Here is a 20,878-nt window from a genome sequence, read left to right as displayed (position 1 = left end):
TCCAACTCCCCGTACGACCACTCCCGGCCACCCTCACCCACCACCGCCACCGCACCCGGCGAACACCCCACCCGAACCCCGAACAACTCCGCCAATGTCCCCGACATGCAGGCGCGCCCGTGTGCCGGGGAGGCATCCGCTGCTGACAGCACGTGCGTGGTGGTGGAGCAGTGCGTTTCCGCTGGCTCAGTCATGAAGATCTCCCCCTGTGATGCGGACTTCCCCCGCCGCGTTTCCTCTGTCATCTGCTCACGGGTGCCGCGGCCCGGGCGGTCCCGGCGGGGGCCCGGGCGGCGGGCCGCCGTGCATCATCCGGGGGCCGGGGCCGCCTCCCATCGGGAATCCAGGGCCTGGAGGTCCACCGAACGGACCGCCCGGGAAGGGGCCCCGGGAGCCGACCGGTTCGGGGGCCGGCGCGGCGCCGTTCGCGGACGGCCGACCGGAGAACTGGGTGCGGTGGAGCTCCGCGTACAGCCCGTCGAGCTCCAACAGCTCCTCGTGGGTCCCGCGTTCCTGGACCCGGCCCTCGTCGATGACGAGAATCTGGTCGGCGTCCCGGATGGTGGAGAGCCTGTGGGCGATCACCAGCGATGTGCGTCCCGTCAGCGCGGTCTTCAAGGCCCTCTGAAGGGCTGCTTCGGATTCCGAGTCGAGGTGGGCCGTGGCCTCGTCGAGGACGACGATGGGCGGGGCCTTGAGCAGCAGCCGGGCCATGGCGATCCGCTGCTTCTCACCGCCGGACAGCCGGTAACCGCGATCGCCGACCACGGTGTCGAAACCTTCGGGAAGCGATTCGATCAGCTTCCAGATCTGTGCCGCCCTGCAGGCCTCGATCAGTTGCTGTTCGGTGGCCTCCGGCCGGGCGTAAATGAGGTTCTCGCGAATGGTCGCGTGGAAGAGGTGCGCGTCCTGGGTGACCATACCGATGGTGTCGCGCAGCGACGTCAGGGACAGGTCGCGGAGGTCATGACCGCCGATGCGGACGATTCCCTCACCCGGGTCGTAGAGCCGAGGCACCAAGTGGGTGATGGTCGTCTTGCCCGCCCCGGAGGGGCCGACGAGTGCGGTGAGCGTTCCGGCCGGCACGCTGAAGTTCAGGTCGCGCAGGATCCATGTGTTCTCGGCGCGCCCCGGCATGGGCCTGGCGATCGACTCGAGCGAGGCGAGAGCGACGTCGGCGGCCGCCGGGTAACGGAACGAAACCCCTTCGAACGTGATGTCCGGCGCCGTTCCCTTGCCGGAGCCGGCGGCGGGCAGGGACACCGCGTCGGGCTTCTCCGAGATCAGTGGCTTCAGGTCGAGAATCTCGAACAGCCGGTCGAAGCAGACAAGCGCGGTCAGTACGCTCGCCTGGGCACTGGACAGCTGGGAGATCGGGCCCAGCAGCCGGATGAGCAGGGTGGCCAGTGCCACCAGCGTGCCTATCTGGAACGCGCCCTGGATGACGAGACCGCCGCCGAGGCCGTAGACCATCGCGGTGGCCAGCGAGCTCAGCAGGACCATCGAGAGGAAGAGCATCTTCCCGTAGACCGAGGTCATGACGCCGATGTCGCGGACCTTGCCCGCCTGGGACGCGAACAGGCCCTTCTCGTTGTCCGGTCGGCCGTAGAGCTTGGCCAGCAGCGCCCCGCTCACGTTGAATCGCTCGCTCATCAGCGAACCCATCTCGGCGTTCGTCTGCATCTGCTCCCGCATGAGCCGCTGCAGCCGACGTCCGACGATCTTGCTGGGGAGGATGAACAGCGGGAGCACCACCAGGGAGATCAAGGTGATCACCCAGGACAGGTAGAACATCGCGCCGAGCACGAGCAGCAGAGTCAGCCCTGCGGAGAACGTCGTGGACAGCAGCGACGTCAATGCCTGCTGAGCACCGAACACATCGGTGTTCAACCTGCTGACCAGAGCGCCGGTCTGCGCCCGGGTGAAAAACGCCAGCGGCTGCCTCTGCACATGGTCGAAGACCTCTGTGCGTAATTCAAAGACGAGCCCCTCGCTCACCCGGGCCGAATACCATGACTCCGCGAACCCCAGGAAAGTGCCCAGAAGCGCCAGCCCGGCAACCGTCACGGAGATCCACACGACGACCGAGACATCGGCCACGACGATGCCGTTGTCTATGAGGTACTTGAGCAGGATGGGCGTAGCCACTGTGATACCGGCGTTCAGCGTGGTAACGGCCAGGAGAAAGCCTATGTTGCGACGGTACGGCCTTGCGTAGGGGAGAATTCGTTTGGCCGTGCCGGGCCTGATCTGCTGCCTGGTCACCGACGAATCCGGCCCCATCCCACGTATCATCATCGGCCCAGGGCCGCCCATCATAGCCACGGCTACCTCCGTGCTTCGTGGTCGTCGGACTCGTCTAGTGGGCGGTTTCGTACGTCTTCATCTCGTCGACGAGGCTCTTGGGACGCATGTCCGTCCAGTTCTCCTCGATGTATTCCAGGCAGGCCTTGCGTGTGTCCTGTCCGAACACGGCCTTCCAGCCGGCAGGAACGTCGGCGAAGACGGGCCAGAGCGAATGCTGGCCTTCATCGTTCACCAGCACGAGAAAGGAGCCGTCTTCGTCGTCGAACGGGTTGGCCATAACCACTCCTACAGTTGACCTGGTGCAAGACAAGAAGAACCGTAACCGGGCACCAAGGGAACGACAAGCTCGGGCACTTGGACGCCAATTTCCGTAATTAGCTGGTCCGCTCCGGGGGAATAACCCGCACGACGAATCACCTCGGCCGCCGGCCCGGGCTCACGGCATCCGGGTGAAACCCTGCGGAAACCGGGGGGTGGAACATACTGGATGAGGTCGTCGAGGTGTTCCTGTCCAGCGTGTGCATCGAAGAAGGGGGCAACGCGTGCGGGTGCTCGTTGTGGAGGACGACGAGGAGATGGCGCAGACAGTGGCTGTGGGTCTGCGCAGGGCGCAGATGGCCGTTGACGTGACGTTCGATGGCCCGGAGGGGCTCGAGCGCGCGCTGTTCCGCGACTACGACGTCATCGTGCTCGACCGGGATCTGCCCGGGATGCACGGTGACAAGCTGTGCGCCGAGCTGATCGCGGCCGGCTGCCGGAGCCGGGTGCTGATGCTGACTGCCGCGGCGTCGGCAGAGGATCTGGTCGACGGGCTCAGCCTGGGCGCCGACGACTACCTCCCCAAACCATTCGATTTCCCGGTACTGATCGCGCGGATCGGTGCGCTGGCGCGTCGTGCCCATCCGGCCGTGCCACCCGTCCTGCGGCATGGCGACCTCGTGGTCGACACAGCCAGGCGCAGGGCCGCCCGCGGGGACCGGCCGCTGGAGCTCGCGCCGAAGGAGTTCGGCGTCCTGGAGCTGCTCATGGCTTCCAAGGGCAGGGCCGTATCGGCCGAGGAACTGCTCGAACGGGTCTGGGACGAGGCCGCCGACCCGTTCACCAGCGCCGTGAAGATCACGATCAGTCGGCTGCGGGCCAAGCTCGGGGATCCCCCGGTCATCGAAACCGTGGCCAAGCGCGGCTACCGGATCTGAATCTGAGGACGCCCATGTCGGTCATTGCCCGGCTCGCGAGCCGGATCGCCCGCTCGCATCTGCCTCGCCGCACCGTGCGGTTGCGGATGACTCTCCTGTACGGGGCGCTGTTCCTGGTCTCCGGCGCCGCCCTGCTGACGGTCACCTATGTTCTGACGAGCCGCGCCGTCTCCGAGCAGCCTGCCAAGGGCTTCATCCCGGCCCCGAGCAGCGGCGGCGGTCTCCCGCCGCCCGAGGGCTCCCAGGATCCCCTCAGGCGGAGCGGCTCCGAGGTGCTCTCGCCTCAGGCGCAGGAGATTCTGGCGCATCAGAAATCCGTCGTCATGGACCAGTTGGTCGTCCAGTCCGGGATCGCGCTCGCCTTCATGCTGGTGCTCTCCATAGTGCTGGGCTGGATCGTCGCCGGCCGCATGCTGCGCCCGTTGCGGACGATCACCGCGACGGCGCGGGACATCTCGGCGACCAGCCTGCACCAGCGCCTCGCCCTCGACGGTCCCTCCGATGAGCTGAAGGAACTCGGCGACACCTTCGACGGCCTCCTGAGCAGGCTCGAAGCGTCCTTTCAGGCCCAGCGGCAGTTCGTTGCCAACGCCTCGCACGAACTGCGCACTCCTCTGGCCCGTCAGCGGACGCTCGGCCAGGTCACGCTGTCCGACCCCGAGGCGAGCGTGGAGTCGCTGCGGGCGGCGCACCAGCGCATCCTCGCCGCGGGTGCCCAGCAGGAGCGGCTCATCGAAGCGCTCCTCACCCTGGCCCGGAGCCAGGGGGGTATCGACATCCGGGAACCGTTCGACCTGGCCCAGCTGACCCATGAGGTCGTCGACGCGAGAAGATCCGAAGCCCAGTACCGCACCGTGACGTTCCGCTCTTCGATCTCGCCGGCTCTGACGGCCGGCCACCGGAACCTCACCGAGCGCCTGGTGACGAACCTTGTGGACAACGCGCTCCGGCACAACATGCCCCACGGCCGGATCGACGTGACCACCCGGACCGTCGACGGTCGCGCGACGCTCATCGTCACCAACACCGGTCCCCTGGTCCCACCGAACGCGATCGACCAGCTCTTCGAGCCGTTTCAGCGGCTCGGCGCCACCCGCGCCGCCCGCGCGGAAGGCCTGGGACTCGGTCTGTCCATCGTGCAGGCCATCGCGGACGCCCATGACGCCGCGATCACCACCACTGCGCGAGCCGGAGGCGGCCTGACCATCACCGTCACCTTCCCCGGAGTGAGCCACCGCGCTCAGCACGAGACGCCCCCGGCCGGGGCGGGCGGCAGCCCGGACACGGTGGAACTCACTGCCCCGGCCCGGCGAAGAAGTCGATGATGGCGCGATTCACGGCCGCCGGCCTCTCGAGGTACCCGTAATGACCGCATCCGGGGATCTCGGTGTACGCGCTGCCCGGAATATGTTCCGCGACCTCACGCGACAGGTGCGGGGCGACGACGCGGTCGTCCTGGAACCCGATGACCAGGCACGGGCATCCGATGTCCCGGTAACTCGGGAGCCGGTTCGAGATCCTCTGAAGGCCCAGCTGCCCGCGCGCCGCGGAAAGGTCGATCATCGACATCTCGAAGATGCCGAGCCAGTCCCCGAGCTGTTCCTCGTCGTTGAGTGTCTGTGGAGAGAGGTTCTGGAGGGCCTGCACATAGGCCGCGTACCGGGGAGGGAGCTTGACCTGGCTGTTGCAGAGCTCGATCTCGGCGGCCGCCATGGCGGCGATGAGCGCGTCGGCTCTTCCGCTGGTCGCCATCAGGACGGCGTTGCGGACGAGTTCGGGCCGGGCCACGAGCAGTTCCTGGACGATGATCGCGCCCAGCGAGAAGCCCACGACGCGGCACGGTCCGATCCCGAGGAACTCGATGAGGCCGGCGACGTCCGCCGCCATGTCGTCGAGGGTGAATCCGTCCGGGCACGGGCCCGTCGGCGCGATCCCGCGGTTGTCGAGCGTGATCACTCGGTAGCCCGCCGCCTTCAGGGCGGGAACCTGGAACGTCCGCCACACTCGTCCGGGGGCCCCGGTGCCGGTGACCATCACGACCGGCTCCCCCGCGCCGTGGTCGTCGAAACTGAGATTGATCCCGTTGATCCGAGCCACCGGCATCGACTTGTCCCTTCCCCCGCTGAGTCATTGCCGAGTCACTGCTGAATCGCTGCTGAATCGCTGCTGAGAACTGCAGCGGTCAGGCCTTTCCGGGCAGCCAGAGCATTCCGTCGTTCGAGGTGACGAGACCGCCGGGGAACATGGGCACGTCGGGGCCGAGATCCTCGCCGAGGAAGGCCCGGCTCTGCACCTGGGCGCCCTCCTGCATGGCCTGGCGGACGACCGAGGAGCGGAACAGCGGACCCATGCTCTGCTCGGCGTCGGCGGCCAGTTCGTCGATCGCCGTCGCGAACTCGGCCGAGCGGGACTTCAGCCGCTCAGCGGCCGACTCGGCGTCGTTCAGAGCGAAATCCGAGGAGGAGACGCCGGCGACGAGTTCGACGAAGGACTCCAGCTCGGTGTGCCGGTTCCGGGTGACCTTCTTGGCCGACCAGAAGTAGGAGTTCTCGTCCTCGTGCATGTCGTAGAACGACATGAGGAACTCGTAGAACACACCGTACTCACGCCGGTAGCGGGCCTCGAACTCGTTGAACGCCGCATCCTCGTCCACGAGTCCGGCCATCGCGCTGCTGATCGAACGAGCCGCCAGCAGGGCACTGTACGTGGCCAGATGGACGCCCGAGGAGAACACCGGGTCCACGAAGCACGCGGCATCCCCGATCAGGACCAGCCCCGGTCGCCAGAACTTCGTCTGGTGATAGGAGTAGTCCTTCCGCACCCGTAGCTGACCGTATTGGCCCTGGGTCACCCGAGTGGCGTCGGCCAGGTAGTCCTTGATCAGCGGGCACTCGTCGATGAGGGCCGCGATGGCCTTCTCCGGGTCGCCCTGGATCTTGTCGGAGTTCTCCCGCCTGACGACCGCGCCGACGCTGGTGAGGGTCGGGCTGAGGGGTATGTACCAGAACCAGCCGCTCTCGAAGGCGACGCACAGGATGTTCCCCGAGTTCGGCGCGGGCATCCGCTTTCCGCCTTCGAAATAGCCGAACAGCGCCAGGCTCTTGAAGAACTCCGAGTACTCGCGGGTACCGCCCACCTGCTTGTGGATACGGCTGCCGTTGCCCGAGGCGTCCACCACGAACTTCGCGTACACCTCGCGCCCGACCCCGTCGGCATCGGTGTAGGAAACGCCGGTCACCCGCTCGTCCTCTTCGATGACATCGGTCACCGAGACCTGAAAACGAACCTCCGCACCCTTCTTGACCGCGTTGTCCAGCAGGATTTTGTCGAACTTCGACCGCTCGACCTGGTATGCGAACGAGGTGGCGCTCGCGGTTTTTGGGGAAACGGAGAACGAGAAGGTCCACGGCTCAGGATTGGCGCCCCAGCGGAACGTTCCGCCCTTTTTCAGAGTGAAGCCTTCCTTCGCCAGATCGTCCGCGGCCCCGGTCATCCGGCAGACGCCGTGAACGGTGGAGGGCAGCAGCGACTCGCCGATCTGGTACCGCGGGAAAATCTCCTTCTCCAGGACCAGTACGCGATGCCCCTGCATGGCGACGAGTGCGGCCAGCGTCGAACCCCCGGGCCCACCGCCGACCACCACGACATCGAATTCCTCGCGACCTTCAGCACCCATTTCGCTGCCTCCTGTTGGCGTTGCTCATTTCCGCGTCCGGCTAATGGTGGGGCTTCACCCTCCCCGTCCACCACCCGCGACAAAACGGATTTCGTCCAACCGATCGATCCACACAGTTGGACACCGGAAATGGCCGGGCCCGCCGGCGAGTCGGTACTCGTCGGCGGGCCCGGGGATTGTTCAGCGACCGGACCAGACGGGATCCCGCTTCTCCGCGAACGCCCGGGCTCCTTCGACCGCGTCGCTGCTGTGCCTTCGGCGTTCTTCCCAGGTGTACTCGGCGGTGAACGCCTGCTCGAGGGGCATGTCGACGGACGTAAGAGCTGATTCCTTGATCGCCCGGACGGAAAGTGGGGCGCAGCGGACCAGGTCGCTCGTCCACTCCTCGACGCAACTGTCCAGCAGTCCGGCCGCCACGACCTCGTTGACCAGCCCGAAGTGCAGGGCCGCCGCGGCACTCAGCCGACGGCCGGTGAGCAGATACCCCATGGCGGCCTTCTGAGGCAGCTGCCTGACCAGACGGAACACGCCGCCCGCCCCGGGGACGAGCCCGAGCCGCACTTCGGGCAGCGCGAAGACCGCGTCCTCGGAGGCGATGACGAGGTCGCAGGCCAGGGCCAGCTCGAACCCCCCACCGAGTGCGTAGCCGTTGACGCGCGCCACCACCGGTTTGGACAGCGTGAACCGGTCGGTGAGTCGTGGCCACCCCGGCTGACCGCGGCTGCCGAAGGTCGTCGCGGACGCCCCCTCACGGTTGAGCCGGGCCCGCTCCTTGAGGTCCTGCCCGACGGAGAAGGAACGGTCTCCCGCGCCGGTCAGTACCGCAACGCGGACGTCGTCGTCCGCCTCGACGTCGTCCCAGATGAGGGCGAGCTCCGCATGCATCCGCGTATCCATCGCGTTGAGTACATGGGGACGGTCGAGGGTGACATACGCGACGTGGTCCTTCTTCTCGTATCGCACCCTCGGTCGCTGCGATCCCTCCGTCACGACGAGCCACCACCGAAGCGACCGGCCTTGTCGATCACGTCCTCGCCGTAGAGACGCAGGGCCTGCTGCAACGCGAACTCGGCCATGTACCTGCGGAATTCCTCGGGCGGCTCCTCTGCCAGGTTGAGCATCCGCCGGTTGACGCCGACCGCGGGGGCTGCCAGGCGCTCCACTCCGCGAGCGACGGCCGCATCGAGTTCGCCCGGTTCCACGACCTCGTCGACCAGCAGCCGAGCGTCGGGCTCGGTCGCCCAGATCCGTCTGCCCTGAAGGATGACCTGACGGGAGATCCGCGGCCCGGTGCTGCGGCCGAGCCGGAAGTTGGCGGCTCCCGGCACGATGCCTTCCCGGGCGGCCGGCAGGCTGATGAACGCGTCGGACGCAGCCACCACATGGTCGAACACGAGCAGGAGCTGTGCGCCGCCGCCGATCGCGAAGGAGTCCACAGCCGCGACCCAGGGCTTGTCGATCGTCCGGGTGTGCCACGACTCGTCGTTGTCGGTGAGCACTCCCCTGACGAGCTTGTGGATGTAGCCGAGTTCGCGGCGGAGCAGGAAACCGACCAGGGAGATGTTGCCGGCATGCAGGCTCTTGAGGTTGATGCCCGCGCTGAAGACCCGCTTCCCGCGGTAGCGGGGGTGGCTCATCTCCCCGCCGCGCAGCACGCCCACGCGGACGGCCGGGTCGAGCAGGGCAAGATCGACGGCGGTCTCCATATCGTCGACCTGCCGCTCGTCCTCGGCGTTGAGACAGTCGTCCCGGCACATCGTCAGATACGCCGCACCGCTCCGGCGCTCCAGTCGTACCGAGCCGGTCTCCACGACACCGGTCCGGGTGAACTCGGGCAGCAGCCGCTGCGCGCGAGGCGTGGGACGGAGCATAGTGTCGAGCAGATGCCGACCGGCGGACGGCGACCTGAGCACGGCGCTGAGAAAGATGCCCTGGTCGATCTCGTGCCCTTCCTTGTCGCTCTGCGGCCGGCCGCGCTCGGCCGCGAGCTGCGCGTCCGTGGGCAGGAGACCGGGGAAGGCGCTCGCGGCGGCCCGGACGAGTTCGTCGAGCCTCAGGCCGGTGACCAGCCCGTCGGTGAGCCGGTCGTACACGGCGTCGGCGTGGGCGTCGAGGAACCGGACGCGCAGTGAGCGGGCGGTGTTCTTCGCTGTGTCGGCCGCGGCCCGCTGCTCCGGGGAGCGCGTGCTCGGCCTCGGCAGCGACGCCGTGAGTTCCTCGGCGCGCTCGGCGGCTTCGGTCAGCGCGGGCCAGACGCCCGGTGCGGCGTCCCGGGCCGGCAGGACGGTCGTCATGCCGCCGCCTCGGTGCCCCGGCGCAGGGCGCGGTCGCAGGCCGCCAGGTGCGGTCCGAGAGCGTCCTCGAAGCTCGTCGACGCCGCGTCGAACAGGAGCTGGCGCCTGATGGCCAGTTGCTTGCCGGACAGCCGGTCCAGGAGCTTCGCCACGGCCTTGGCCGCGTCGTCCGGGTCATCGGTCAGCTCGTCGACGAGGCCCACCGTCAGTGCCTTGGACGCCTCGATCGGCAGGCCGAGAAGCACCGCGCGCCGGACATGGGCGGCACCGGCCTGCTGGACGAGGCGGTAGGCGGTCATCCCGGGCCAGGTGGCCTCGCCGTCGAGCGGGACAAGCAACCGGGTGTCCGGCGTGGCGAAGCGGACGTCGGTGGCCAGGAACGCGTCGAGGGCGATGCCCCCGCAGTCGCGGGAGGCCACGGCCACGGTGGCCACGGGGAGCCGTTCGAACCGGCGCAGTACGCGCTCCCACTTGGTGACGAGGGAGACGCTCAGGCCGTCGACCCAGCCCTCGTCGGGGGCGCCCGTGACCCGCACGGTCACCACGCCGGATCCGTGCCCGTCCTCGGCCCGGTCGCAGACGGACTCCAGCTCCCTGACGGACACGGTCGTCAGTGGCTCCGTCCCGTCGATCGACAGCGTCAGTGTGTCGCCCACCATGTCTCCCGCCTTCACCACTGGACCAGTGCCGTCTCGAGTGTGGAGCCCGGGCCCATGGTCATGAGCACTCCGTACTCACCCGGCCTGGTGACTCGCTCGTCGAGGAGCCGTTCGTACGAAAAGAGGAATGAGCCGCTCGATACGTTGCCGTAGTCGCGCAGCACGCCGACCGTGTGCCGCAGGTCGTGGCGGGTCAGGCCGAGGTTGACGGTGACGGCGTCGATCACTTTCTTGCCGCCGGAGTGCACCAGCCAGTGCCCGATGTCGCTTCTGCGCAGGCCGGTGCCCTGGAGCAGGCGGTCGACGACGATTTCGGCGTGTGCGCCCACCACGTAGGGGATCTGCGGGTCGAGGAAGAAGCTGAACCGGTCCTGCGCCCTGTCCCAGTCGTACCGCATGGCGTCGATCGCCTCGGGGACGATGCAGCTGGCGAACTTGAGGATGCTCGGGCCCTCGGGCGCGGCCGCCGCTTCGTCCCCCTGGCCCGCGACGAGGGCGATGGCGCCCGCGCCGTCGCCGAACAGGCTGTTCACGACCGCCGTGCGCATCGTCGAGTCCATGGCGTACGCGGCGGAGCAGGCCTCCGTGCACAGCACGACGGCGAGTTCACCGGGGTGCGCGGTGGCCCAGCCGGACACGACGCCCAGGGCGTTCAGGCCGGCGTTGCAGCCCATGCCGACGATGTCGCTGCGGCTGCAGTGGCGGTCGATGCCCAGCTCCCGGATGAGCAGCGCGCTGAGGCCAGGGGTGAGGAAACCGGTGGAGGTCACACAGCACAGATGGCGCAGGTCCGAGAGTTCGGCCCCCGCCCGCTTCAGGCAGGCGAGCAGCGCTTCGGCGCCCATCTCGATCGCGAGCGCCTTGTGCTTGTCGAGAAGGTCGCCCTGCGGCTCCGGGGCGCGGATTCCCTCGCTGTTCAGCGGTGGAAGGGTCAGGTGGCGTCGCTCGATCGCGCTGTTGGCGAAGACGGAGCGGATCTTCGGATCGGTGATGTCGAAAGCTTCGAGCACTTCCTGCTGGGAGAACGAGGTGGCCGATGTGGCCGTGCCGACGCCGACGATCCGCGGACGAGAAGTCGTCTGCGGGCCAGGAGCCGCCACGGCCAGGACCTCGGCTTCCAGGATCCCGGCGTCCAGAACGTCCGGACGGTCCATGCTGATGGTCATCGGAAAGTCCACCCCCACATACGCGGTTTGCTGCGCGGTTTCTGGCTGCTGATCACTTTCTTCGCCCTTCTCGGAGTGACCGGTTGGAAGGAAAGTTGAGGAGAGAACGAGTACGGAAGGGGAACAGAACAGGGAACCGGGTGCGTGCTCGGTACGCGTGTGCGTCGCTCAGGACGCCGCGCACTCCGCCTCGATGAAGCGGACGAGCCGCGCCGTGCCCTCTTCGATTTCCGCCGTCGTCAGATAGCTGATGGACAGCCGGATTGCGTGGTGGCCGCCACCCTGCGGAAAGAAGTAACTCATCGGCGTCCAGATGACGCCGAATTGCTGTGCGGACCGGGTCAACGCGGCGTTGTCCGCAGGGAAGGGGACGTGCACGGTGAGGAAGAAGCCGCCGGTGGGCTCATTCCACCTCACGCCCAGGAACTTCCGTCGCTCAGCGGGCAGGTGCCTGTCCAGGCTGCGGAGCGTGGCCCGCAGCGCGTCGCCGTAGTAGGCGGCGGCCTCGGTGTTCAGCTCGGAAACGCGTCCGCCGGCCGCCAGGAGGGTGCCGGCGACAGCGGCCTGGCTCAGCGACGACGTGTTCACCGTGACCATGCTCTTGATCTTGGCGAGTTCGTCCGCGAGGAGGCCGGCCCGGCCACAGTCGTCCACTACGCGCTGGTCGGCGACGGCGAAGCCGACGCGTGCGCCGGGGAAGACCGTCTTGGCGAAGGACCCGAGGTGGACGACAGTGCGTGTGCGGTCGAGGGACTTGAGAGTGGGCAGGGGCTTGCCGGGGCTCACCATCCGGTAGGGGCTGTCCTCGAGAACGAGGATGCCGTGGCGTGCGGCGAGTTCGACGACAGCGGTGCGGTTCTCCGGGCTCATCGTGGTGCCGGACGGGTTGGAGTGGTCGGGGACGATGTAGAAGGCCCGGGGGCGCCGCCCGCGTGCCTGTTCCTGCCGGATCGCCGTTTCGAGGTCGTCGCAGGAGAACCCGTCCTCCCGCTCCTCGACGGCGGTCACGGTGATGTCCAGCAGCCGGGCCGCGCCGGTGATCCCCACGTAGCAGGGGCTGGCGACCAGGAGTACGTCCTCCGGTCCGGTGATGAGCGCGCGGAGCACCAGCAGCATGGCTTCCTGGGCGCCGACGGTGACCACGATGGACTCGGGCGGAACGTCGATGTCCTCGTCCTTGCGGAGCGAGTCGGCGATGATCTCGCGGATCTGCCCGGCGGTGGGCCCGTACTGGTACATGGCGGTGCGGATCTGCTGGGCCGAACTGCCCTGCTCGGCCAAGTGGTCCAGGTACCGGCGGATGTGGGTGATGATCTGCTCGGTGTCGAAGAACCCGTCGTACGGACGGCCGGGCGCGAAGGAGATCGCGTCGCAGTAGTGGTGTGTGACCTCGTTGAGGAAGTTCATCGTGTCCAGCACCGGATCGGAGACACTGGCGTGGAGGTCGGCCTTGCGCAGCACCGGTGAGGACACGGCCTCGGCCGGTTGCGCACTCGCCGGCCGGGGCTCCGAGCGCAGCAGTGCGGCACCTGCGTCCGCGGCGGATCCGGTGCCGGTGAACGCCAGCGCCTCACGCAACTCCTGGGCGAGACCCTCCAGTACGTCCGCCACACCCTCACGGTCATCAACCAACAGACCCTCCAGGACCGGCCGTTCCAGGAACACCGCGTCGGCGCCGTGGGCGAGCGAGGCCAGGACGTCGGAGCCCAGACGGATGCCTTTGCCCAGCAGGACGGGGCACCGGCCGGCCACGGTCGACGCGATCTCCGGCAGTGCGGCCAGAGCCTCGGCCACGATCCCGTCGGCACCGGCCTCCAGGGCACGCTCCGCGTCCGCGGCGGTGTGCACTCCCGCGACGAGCAGGGCAAGGGAGGAGGCCGAGCGCAGCCGTTCGACGTGGGACCAGCCGGCGTGCGCGTCGAGCAGTGCCCGTGGGTCGGCGGACGGGCGGGTCTCCGCGAGATTGACCGGTACGGCACTTGGGGTGAGCCGGACGTCGTCCTCGGGACCCAGCGAGAGAATCAGGGCCCCGAACCCGGCGTCCGCCGCGCGCACGGCGAGGCGCCGCGCCGTGGCACGGTCCCGGAAGGGGTGGGTCCGCAGCCACAGCGGGCTGCCGGCGGCGGAGGACAGTTCCGCGAAGGTCCGTCCGGTGAACGCGCTGACGACGGCGGGGAGACCGGCCGCTCCCGCTGCCCGGACCACGGCGAGCTCGCCCTCGGGCCGCGCCAGGCCGGCGAGTGGTCCGACGACCAGCGGGGCTGTCCAGGTTCGGCCGAGGATCTTGGTCGCGGTCTCGGGCGGCCCGGGGTGCCCGTACCTGCCCTGCCTCAGTCCCACCCGGTCGAACGCCATCCGGTTGTCCGCGCAGCTGTGTTCTTCGTCCGCCAGGAATGAGGACAGAACAGAGTCCAGGCCTTTTGACGCGAGGCGCGCATAGTCGTCGAGACTCCGTCCTGCCATGGACTTCCCCCCATGCGGCATCAGTTGCTTACTGAACGTGGATTTCCGGCGTCAGGATCACATGAATCCCGCGACACCGACAACGGCGTCCAACCGGGCGAACTGCTCACTTGGACGTGGCGTCACCACCATTTCCTTTTATCTTCCATTCGGGAAGCATGGGATGTCGGCGAAGGCCATGAGTGCCTCCGGGAGATCTGAACGGCTCCTAACCCGCAACTTGCGATAAATCTTGGTGAGATGCTGCTCCACCGTGCTCACCGTGATGAACAGCTTGCCGGCGATCTCACGATTGGTGCAGCCTGTGGCCGCGAGCGCCGCGACCCTGCGTTCGGCGTCGGTCAGCTCCGCCAGTACGGCCGGTACGGGGCCCGACTCGCTGTCGTCGGGGAAGACCTCGTCGACGCTCATGCCGCGGTAGGGCGCCGAATGGCTCACCGGCCCCGTCCGGTTGTGCGCCTCGACCGAGGAGCTCCAGTGCTGCGACGCCGAAGTGCTCCGCCCCTCGATCGGTGTTCCCGGCCGTTCGAGCGCCGCCAGTGCCGCTGCCAGGTCGGCCTGGGCGCGCCCGAGTTCCAGCCGGTCGCCGCACGATGCGAGGATCCGCACCGCCTCCTGGAGCAGCGGCGGGCGGTCCCGCAGGGCGCTGGTCGCCGCCAGGCGGCGCAGTGCGATCCCCTGGGCCCGGGAGCGTCCGTCGCTCAGACGGGCCAGCTGCTCCTCGATCAGTGCCCTCGCCTGGCCGACCTTGCCCATGGCGAGCAGCGCCGCGGCCGCGTCGTTGCGCCAGTCCGCCAGCTCCGACCAGTCGAGCCGCCATTTCACCATCAGGTCCCCGCACGACCGGAAGTTCATGAGCGCGGTGTGCGGACGTCCCATGGCCAGGTGATAGCGGCCGAGCGCCCGGAGGTAGGGCAGCGCGAAAGGAGTGTCGAACATGATGGGCGGGACGGGCAGGTTGAGGTACAGCATCACAGTGTCCAGATCGCCCAGTTCGGTCGCCGAGCGGACCGCCAGCGCCAGCGGAAGCCCCACCACGACACCCCAGGCCGAGGGTGTGACGAGCTCCAGCGCGATACGGGCGGACTCCCCGGCGGTCACGACATCGCCCCGGCGCAGGGATGCCGCCGACTTGATCGTCTCCAGCAGCGCTCGCCGCATGGGAACCCGCCGGATCCACGGCTCGTCGAGCAGCCGTTCGGACCAGAACACCGCCTCGTCCAGCCGGTTGGTCTGGATCAGATAGATCAGCGCGAACAGTCGGGCGGCCAGCGGGCTGCCCGCGTGGGTGCCGTGCAGCACCTGGTCGACCCCCTCGGCCTCCTCCCCGTCGACGTCGCGATCGCCGTCGCCGGACAGGCTCGCCGACAGGCTGAGGAAGGTCAGGGCGGACATCGGGCGGGAGCCGGTCGACGGATGAGCGAGCGAATGGCCGCTCTCGCCGTCCGCTCCCCCGCCCTCCATGGACGCACGGGTCAGCTCGGGGTAGCAGAAGGACAGCCATAACCGTGCGGTCGACAGATCCGGCGATACGACACCTCTCTGCGGGCTCCCGGGATTGTGGCCCTCTCGGGCCTCGATGGTCCTCAGCAGCGAGTCGGCATCGGCGAACTCGCCCCGCCACAAGAACTGTTTGACCGGCACCATGGCGCCTTCGCCGGTGAGCAGCCCGATGCACACCATGTGACTCAGCTGGTGCAGGTGCCGGGCCGACTTGGCCGGGTCGATGAGCCATTGGGCCCCGGCGAGTTCCGCGGTGACCTCCGCCTCCTGGGCAGCGTTCACACAGATGCCGGACGCATGGCGGAGGTAGTTGATGGAGCGGCCGATGTCGCCGGAGTCCATCGCGTCACGGGCTGCCTCGCGGAGGATGTCCACCCGCCACACGGCCCTGACGGAGTCGTGGGTGGCCATGAGCTGCTCGGCCACCGCCAGGGCCGGTGCCCCGCTCTCGTGGAGCAGTTCGGCGGCGCGGCTGTGCAGGGCGAAGAGATCCTTGGTCGGAATGTCGGCCAGCGCCGTCAGTTGTGCCCGTTCGGTCCGGAACCGCACGCCCGACAGCAGGCCCGCGGCGTTCAGGCCGGCGAGACTGCGCTGTACCGAGGTGGCGTCGCCGAGGAAGTCGCCGACCAGCGACGGTGTGGCCGACTCGCCGAGCACCGCCAGGGCGCGGGCCGCATCGAGCATCGACGGTTCGCACCGGTGCAGGCATCGCAGGTAGGCGTGCCGGAAGGACTCGCCTGGCACCGGCTCACCAGGCGCCAGCGCTCGCGCGGCCTCGTCCTCCATCAGATAGTCCTCGATCAGGGCGTGCAGCAGCAGAGGATTGCCTCCGCTCGCCTCGGCCCAGGACTCGGCCGCCTCTCGCGCGGGATCGGCGCCCAGGCGTGCGGCCAGCTGGTCCGCTGTTCCGGTCGCGGTCAGCGGCGCAAGCCTGATCCGGTGGCAATAGGGCAGATGCAGGGTCTCCGCGTGGAGCGTGGCCAGCTCCCGTTCATGGCAGGAGCTCTCGTTCATCACGATCAGGACGGCCGCCGAATCGACGCGGCGGATCAGATAGCGCAGACACTGCAGTGAGGGCTCGTCCGCGAAGTGCACATCGTCGACGCTGAGGACGACCGGCCTTCGTTCGGCGAACTCGCGCACACTCCGGCTGATCCGCTGGAGCAGAGCGAGCGGAACCCGCGGGATTCCCTGGGGATCGCCGGCCTCCACCGTGACGCCTACGTCCTCGGCGACGAACGGCGCGGCGTCCATCCCGCCCGCCCGCATCGCGTTCACCAACTGGTCGATCAGCCCGAAAAGATGGAGTCGCTCGCTGGCCGAGGCCGTCACCGACAGGAACAAGCCGCCTTGCTCCGTGGCCCGTTTGGCGAACGCCTGGAGCAAGGCCGTCTTTCCGCAGCCGACGGGGCCGTTCATGAGGACGACGGCACCCTTGCCTTGAGCACAGCCGGCGTACAGCCGATCGAGCAGCCGGAGTTCTTCGTCTCTTTCACTGAGCTTCACAGATACCCCCGTACCTTCTGTGCGCGCTCCGGCGCAAAGCGATTCAACTCCGTGCGCTGTCGCGCGGGCTGTCCAACAAGTGAGAAGAAAGAAGAAAATTCTTCTGACCTGTAACGACTGGACTTGTGGGGGGTCGCGACCGGCACGTTGCGTGGAGAGAGGCACACCTCAACACAGAGTAGCGACTCTTTCCATCAAAGCGTGGGCACCTTTCGGCCACCGAGAGTCAGATCACATCGACGCTTTTTAGACATGGCGCGAATTCCTTACCCACCAAGATCAAGTGGAATGGGGACGCACCGGTTGGAGAAACAGCCGGTCCGGAGACTCACGTTCGAACGGCGGGCAGTGCCGACCCCTCTTCGGACCATCCCGGGCGTGCGCCGCTCTCCGGTCCCGCGGCCCACCCTTCGGCCATGAGTTCGGCCACCACGCGGTCGGCAACGCGAGCCGGGACGGCGAACGCCACGGTGAATCCGATTTCCCCGGCGGCGGCGTCCTCGACTGTCACGTCATCCGCGTCGACGCCGAAGTCCGCGAGGGCGTCCAGCATCCGCGAGAGCTCCCCCGGACGATCCGCGACGGCCGCACGGACCGGGATGTCCTCGACCGAGGTGCCGCGGCGGGCGTTCGGGATCTCGGCCAGACCGGCGATGCCTCGGTCGAGCAGATCCACCACCGTCCGCATTCCGCGAACCCGTTCGGCGCCGTCCGGCTCGGCAAGCGCGTCCAGCGCCGCCACCAGCCGGGCCAGATCCTCGTGCAGGTCTTTGACGACCCCGACGATGGAGGCGGCGTTGGCCTGAAGGATGTCCCCCCACAGCAGGGAGTCGCCGGCCGCGATCCGTGTGACGTCCCGCAGGCCCTGGCCGGCGAACCGCGACACCTCCTCCGGAACTTCCCGCAGCCGTGCCGCCATCAGGCTGGCGACCAGATGCGGTACGTGGGAGGTCAGCGCAACGGCGTCGTCGTGGACCTGGCACTGCGTCACGACGGGAACCCCGCCGCACAGCGCCACCAGTTCACGGGCATGGCGCAACGCCGCATCCGACGTCAGCGGGGACGGGGTGAGTGCCCAGGGGCGGCCCTGGAACAGATCGGCGCGGGCGGCGAGCGGACCCGAGCGTTCCCGGCCGGCCAGCGGATGCCCGCCGATGTAGCGGGACGGGTCGGGCGCGTGGTGCAACGCGGCCCGTTCCGGCCCCGACTTCACGCTCGCCACATCGGTGTAGCTGTGGGCCAGTTCGCGCTTCTGGAGCTCGGCCAGCACGGCTCCGATGTGGCTGGGCGGGACCGCGAGCACGGCCAGATCCACCGGCTCGGGCGGGTCCTCGGCCCGTCCCGCGCCCAAGGCGGCGGCCGTCCGGGCGGCCACGGGGTTCCGGTCGGACAGGAACACGGTCACCCCCTGCCGGCTCGCGGCGAGCGCGACCGAGGTACCGATCAGACCCGTACCGATGACGGCCATGGCGCGAATCACCAACATCACCCCGTTCGAAATACCGTGACAATAAACGGAAATTCGCGCCCGAGCCTATATATGGCACCGAGCGACTGCCAGACCTTGACCGGAATGCTCGACCGCATGTACGGAGACCGGAATTGAGCGTTCTCCTCTTTCTTCCGAACCCTTTCGACCGGGCCGTCCAACCGGCTCACGGGTCCGTCCATGGCCAGATCCGCAATGGGGACCCTACAGTTCGAGAAACTCGGTTCTTTTCCCGGTTGGGGGACACTCATGAGGGATTTGTCGAAGGTAGCGGATCCGCTCGGGGATCTCAGCGTCGACTACGTCGAGATGTACGTCGAACACCTGGAGTCGGCGGCCTTCAACTGGGTCGACCGCTACGCCTTCACCGTGGTCGGCACCGGAGGTTCCGCGGACCACCGCAGTATCGCCCTGCGCCACGGGCGGATCACGCTGGTGCTCACCGAGGCGACTTCGGACCAGCATCCGGCATCCGCGTACGTCTCCTCGCACGGCGACGGGGTCGCCGACATCGCCCTGCGAACCGCCGATGTGGAAGCGGCCTTGAGCGCCGCGGTCACGGGCGGCGCCCGCCTCCACCGTCGGCCGACCCGGCACGCGGGCGCCGGTCCCGTCGTCACGGCCGCGATCCAGGGTTTCGGGGACGTCGTCCATACGCTCGTGCAGCGAGAGCCCGGTGAGGGACCGGGGCTGCCCGCCGGATTCGTCCCGGCGCTGCGCTCGGCCGGCGACCGGGCGGACGACGTGGGCCTGCTCGACATCGACCACATCGCGGTATGCCTCAACACCGGCGACCTGGAGCCCACGGTCGCCTTCTACCGCGACGCCCTGGGGTTCCGGGACATCTTCGAGGAGCGCATCGTCGTCGGCAAGCAGGCCATGGAGTCACAGGTCGTACAGAGCGCGTCGGGCACGGTGACCCTGACGCTCATTCAGCCCGACCCGACGGCGGACCCCGGCCAGATAGACGAGTTCCTCAAGGGGCACCAGGGATCCGGCGTCCAGCACCTGGCCTTCTCCTCGCCGGACGCGGTCCGCTCGGTACGGGCCCTGAGCCGGCGCGGAGTCACCTTCCTCACCACGCCCCCGGCCTACTACGACCTCCTGGGCAAGCGGATCAGCCTGGCCCAGCAGCGGCTGGAGGACTTGCGCGCGACGAACGTGCTCGCGGACGAGGACCACGGCGGGCAGCTGTTCCAGATCTTCACCGCCTCGGTCCACCCGCGGCACACCCTGTTCTTCGAGGTCATCGAACGGCAGGGCGCCGAGACCTTCGGCAGTTCCAACATCAAGGCGCTGTACGAGGCCGTGGAGCTGGAGAGGACGGGGCAGGGTGGCTTCAAGGGGTGACACGTACCGCGGGACGACGGCGCCCGGGACGATGGCGCCGGGGACGGCGCTGTGCCTGGCCGACTTCGAGCACGCCGCCGCCTCGGTCCTGCCCCCCGATGTCTGGGACTTCGTGGCGGGAGGCAGCGGTGACGAGACGGCACTCGAGGCCAACCGCACCGCCTTGGACCGCGTCCGCTTCGTCCCCCGGGTGCTCACGGACGTCTCCCAGGTCACGACCGACACCACCCTGCTCGGCCGCCCTGCCGGCCTGCCGGTGGCGGTCGCGCCGATCGCCTATCACCGGCTGGTGCACCCCGACGGCGAACTCGCCGCCGCCCGCGCCGCCAAGGCGGCCGGCGTCCCGTTCACCGCGAGCACACTGAGCAGCGTCCCGATCGAGGAGATCGCGGCGGCCGGCGCGGCGCTCTGGTTCCAGCTCTACTGGCTCCGGGACACGGACCAGTCCCTGGGACTGGTCCGCAGGGCCGAGGATGCCGGCTGCCAGGCGATCGTGCTCACCGTCGATGTGCCCTGGATGGGCCGCCGCCTTCGGGACCTACGCAACCGGTTCGTGCTGCCCGGGCATGTACGGGCGGCCAACATCACGACCGGTGCAACCGCGCATCAGCGGTCCGCGAACGCCTCCGCGGTCGCCGCCCACACCACCCAGACGTTCTCCCCCGCCCTGACGTGGTCCTGCGTCGCGGCCCTGCGCCGGCACACCGCGCTGCCGCTGGTGCTGAAAGGAGTGCTGGCGCCCGAAGACGCGCTTCGTGCCGTCGAGTTCGGTGTCGATGCCGTCGTGGTCTCCAACCACGGCGGCCGCCAGTTCGACGGCGCGGTCCCCAGCATCGACGCGCTGCCCGAGGTGGTGCGGGCCGTCGGCGGCAGCTGTGAGGTCCTGCTGGACAGCGGCATCCGCAGCGGCACCGACGTCCTGCGGGCCCTGGCTCTGGGCGCGCGCGGTGTGCTGGTCGGCCGTCCCCTGATGTGGGGGCTGGCCGCGGCGGGGGAAGCCGGTGCACGGCGGGTGCTCGACCTGCTGGCCGACGAACTCCGGGACGCCCTCGGGCTCTCGGGCTGCGACCGGGTTGCCGCCGCCGCGCGGCTGCGCACCGTGCGCGGCGACGGTTCGCCGGAGAGGCCGTTCGCCCCCGGCGGACCACGGGTCCGCGCCGAGACGTGACAATGACTCAGGGTCCTTTCGCCTCGCGGCGAAAGGACCCTGAGTCGTTGTGGACGTCGATGGAGGAAGACCGCCCCACGGGTCGTCCAACCGCTCATTTT

The 20,878-nt window shown here is 68.7% G+C and carries 16 protein-coding genes and 1 pseudogene; 4 read left to right on the top strand and 13 right to left on the bottom strand.

Annotation, left to right across the window (positions count from 1 at the left end; genetic code table 11):
• From ACFYWI_RS26245 to ACFYWI_RS26235, 3 genes are all read right to left on the bottom strand, one after another.
• On the bottom strand, nucleotides 1-194 hold a 194-nt coding region (locus ACFYWI_RS26245; protein ID WP_389237033.1), incomplete at its 3' end, for a hypothetical protein.
• Between the two features lie 55 nt (nucleotides 195-249).
• A complete protein-coding gene (locus ACFYWI_RS26240) occupies nucleotides 250-2,319 on the bottom strand; it encodes an ABC transporter ATP-binding protein (RefSeq protein ID WP_389237057.1) in 2,070 nt (689 codons plus the stop codon).
• 40 nt (nucleotides 2,320-2,359) lie between these two features.
• Nucleotides 2,360-2,584: an MbtH family protein gene (locus ACFYWI_RS26235; RefSeq protein ID WP_389237031.1), complete on the bottom strand. Its 225-nt coding sequence runs from the start codon at nucleotides 2,582-2,584 to the stop codon at nucleotides 2,360-2,362.
• A gap of 265 nt (nucleotides 2,585-2,849) precedes the next feature.
• On the opposite strand from ACFYWI_RS26235, the gene ACFYWI_RS26230 reads away from it, so the two are divergent.
• Both ACFYWI_RS26230 and ACFYWI_RS26225 read left to right on the top strand, forming a co-directional pair.
• Nucleotides 2,850-3,503 carry a response regulator transcription factor gene (locus tag ACFYWI_RS26230; protein WP_389237029.1) on the top strand — a complete coding sequence of 218 codons (654 nt, stop codon included), beginning with the start codon at nucleotides 2,850-2,852 and terminating at the stop codon, nucleotides 3,501-3,503.
• Between the two features lie 14 nt (nucleotides 3,504-3,517).
• Nucleotides 3,518-4,828: a sensor histidine kinase gene (locus tag ACFYWI_RS26225; protein ID WP_389237027.1), complete on the top strand. Its 1,311-nt coding sequence runs from the start codon at nucleotides 3,518-3,520 to the stop codon at nucleotides 4,826-4,828.
• Here the strand turns inward: ACFYWI_RS26225 and ACFYWI_RS26220 are convergent.
• From ACFYWI_RS26220 to ACFYWI_RS26175, 10 genes and pseudogenes are all read right to left on the bottom strand, one after another.
• Nucleotides 4,797-5,606, bottom strand: a complete 810-nt coding sequence (locus ACFYWI_RS26220) for an alpha/beta fold hydrolase (RefSeq protein WP_389237025.1) — start codon at nucleotides 5,604-5,606, stop codon at nucleotides 4,797-4,799. The two genes, ACFYWI_RS26225 and ACFYWI_RS26220, sit on opposite strands and share 32 nt — an antisense overlap.
• Before the next feature lie 79 nt (nucleotides 5,607-5,685).
• Nucleotides 5,686-7,179 (bottom strand): tryptophan 7-halogenase, encoded by a 1,494-nt coding sequence (locus ACFYWI_RS26215; protein WP_389237023.1) that lies wholly within the window; start codon nucleotides 7,177-7,179, stop codon nucleotides 5,686-5,688.
• Between the two features lie 180 nt (nucleotides 7,180-7,359).
• The gene (gene dpgD / locus ACFYWI_RS26210; RefSeq protein WP_389237021.1) at nucleotides 7,360-8,169 is read right to left on the bottom strand and encodes an enoyl-CoA-hydratase DpgD; all 810 of its coding nucleotides are present in this window, start codon (nucleotides 8,167-8,169) and stop codon (nucleotides 7,360-7,362) included.
• Nucleotides 8,166-9,473, bottom strand: coding sequence for a (3,5-dihydroxyphenyl)acetyl-CoA 1,2-dioxygenase DpgC (gene dpgC / locus ACFYWI_RS26205; RefSeq protein WP_389237019.1), 1,308 nt, complete (start codon nucleotides 9,471-9,473; stop codon nucleotides 8,166-8,168). The genes dpgD and dpgC overlap by 4 nt, the downstream gene beginning before the upstream one ends.
• Nucleotides 9,470-10,132 (bottom strand): enoyl-CoA-hydratase DpgB, encoded by a 663-nt coding sequence (gene dpgB, locus ACFYWI_RS26200; RefSeq protein WP_389237017.1) that lies wholly within the window; start codon nucleotides 10,130-10,132, stop codon nucleotides 9,470-9,472. The genes dpgC and dpgB overlap by 4 nt, the downstream gene beginning before the upstream one ends.
• An 11-nt stretch (nucleotides 10,133-10,143) precedes the next feature.
• On the bottom strand, nucleotides 10,144-11,298 hold the full coding sequence (dpgA, locus tag ACFYWI_RS26195; protein WP_389237015.1) for a 3,5-dihydroxyphenylacetyl-CoA synthase DpgA: 1,155 nt from the start codon (nucleotides 11,296-11,298) through the stop codon (nucleotides 10,144-10,146).
• Between the two features lie 168 nt (nucleotides 11,299-11,466).
• Nucleotides 11,467-13,224: an aminotransferase class I/II-fold pyridoxal phosphate-dependent enzyme gene (locus ACFYWI_RS26190; RefSeq protein WP_389237055.1), complete on the bottom strand. Its 1,758-nt coding sequence runs from the start codon at nucleotides 13,222-13,224 to the stop codon at nucleotides 11,467-11,469.
• 99 nt (nucleotides 13,225-13,323) lie between these two features.
• Nucleotides 13,324-13,761 (bottom strand): annotated as a pseudogene (locus tag ACFYWI_RS26185) (alpha-hydroxy-acid oxidizing protein); the annotation flags it as partial.
• A gap of 138 nt (nucleotides 13,762-13,899) precedes the next feature.
• Nucleotides 13,900-16,770: an AAA family ATPase gene (locus ACFYWI_RS26180; RefSeq protein ID WP_389237013.1), complete on the bottom strand. Its 2,871-nt coding sequence runs from the start codon at nucleotides 16,768-16,770 to the stop codon at nucleotides 13,900-13,902.
• A gap of 328 nt (nucleotides 16,771-17,098) precedes the next feature.
• On the bottom strand, nucleotides 17,099-18,256 hold the full coding sequence (locus ACFYWI_RS26175; protein ID WP_389237011.1) for a prephenate dehydrogenase: 1,158 nt from the start codon (nucleotides 18,254-18,256) through the stop codon (nucleotides 17,099-17,101).
• A 252-nt stretch (nucleotides 18,257-18,508) separates the two neighbouring features.
• On the opposite strand from ACFYWI_RS26175, the gene hppD reads away from it, so the two are divergent.
• Entirely contained in the window at nucleotides 18,509-19,609 is a 1,101-nt protein-coding gene (gene hppD, locus ACFYWI_RS26170; RefSeq protein WP_389237009.1) for a 4-hydroxyphenylpyruvate dioxygenase, read from the top strand.
• Nucleotides 19,610-19,640: 31 nt separating this feature from the next.
• Entirely contained in the window at nucleotides 19,641-20,777 is a 1,137-nt protein-coding gene (locus tag ACFYWI_RS26165; protein ID WP_389237053.1) for an alpha-hydroxy acid oxidase, read from the top strand.
• The last annotated feature ends 101 nt before the right edge of the window (nucleotides 20,778-20,878 follow it).

Source organism: Streptomyces sp. NPDC002889 (genome assembly GCF_042888425.1).
Classification (GTDB): domain Bacteria; phylum Actinomycetota; class Actinomycetes; order Streptomycetales; family Streptomycetaceae; genus Streptomyces.
Note: the sequence above shows the minus strand (reverse complement) of the source record. Positions and strands in the feature narration are given on the sequence as shown.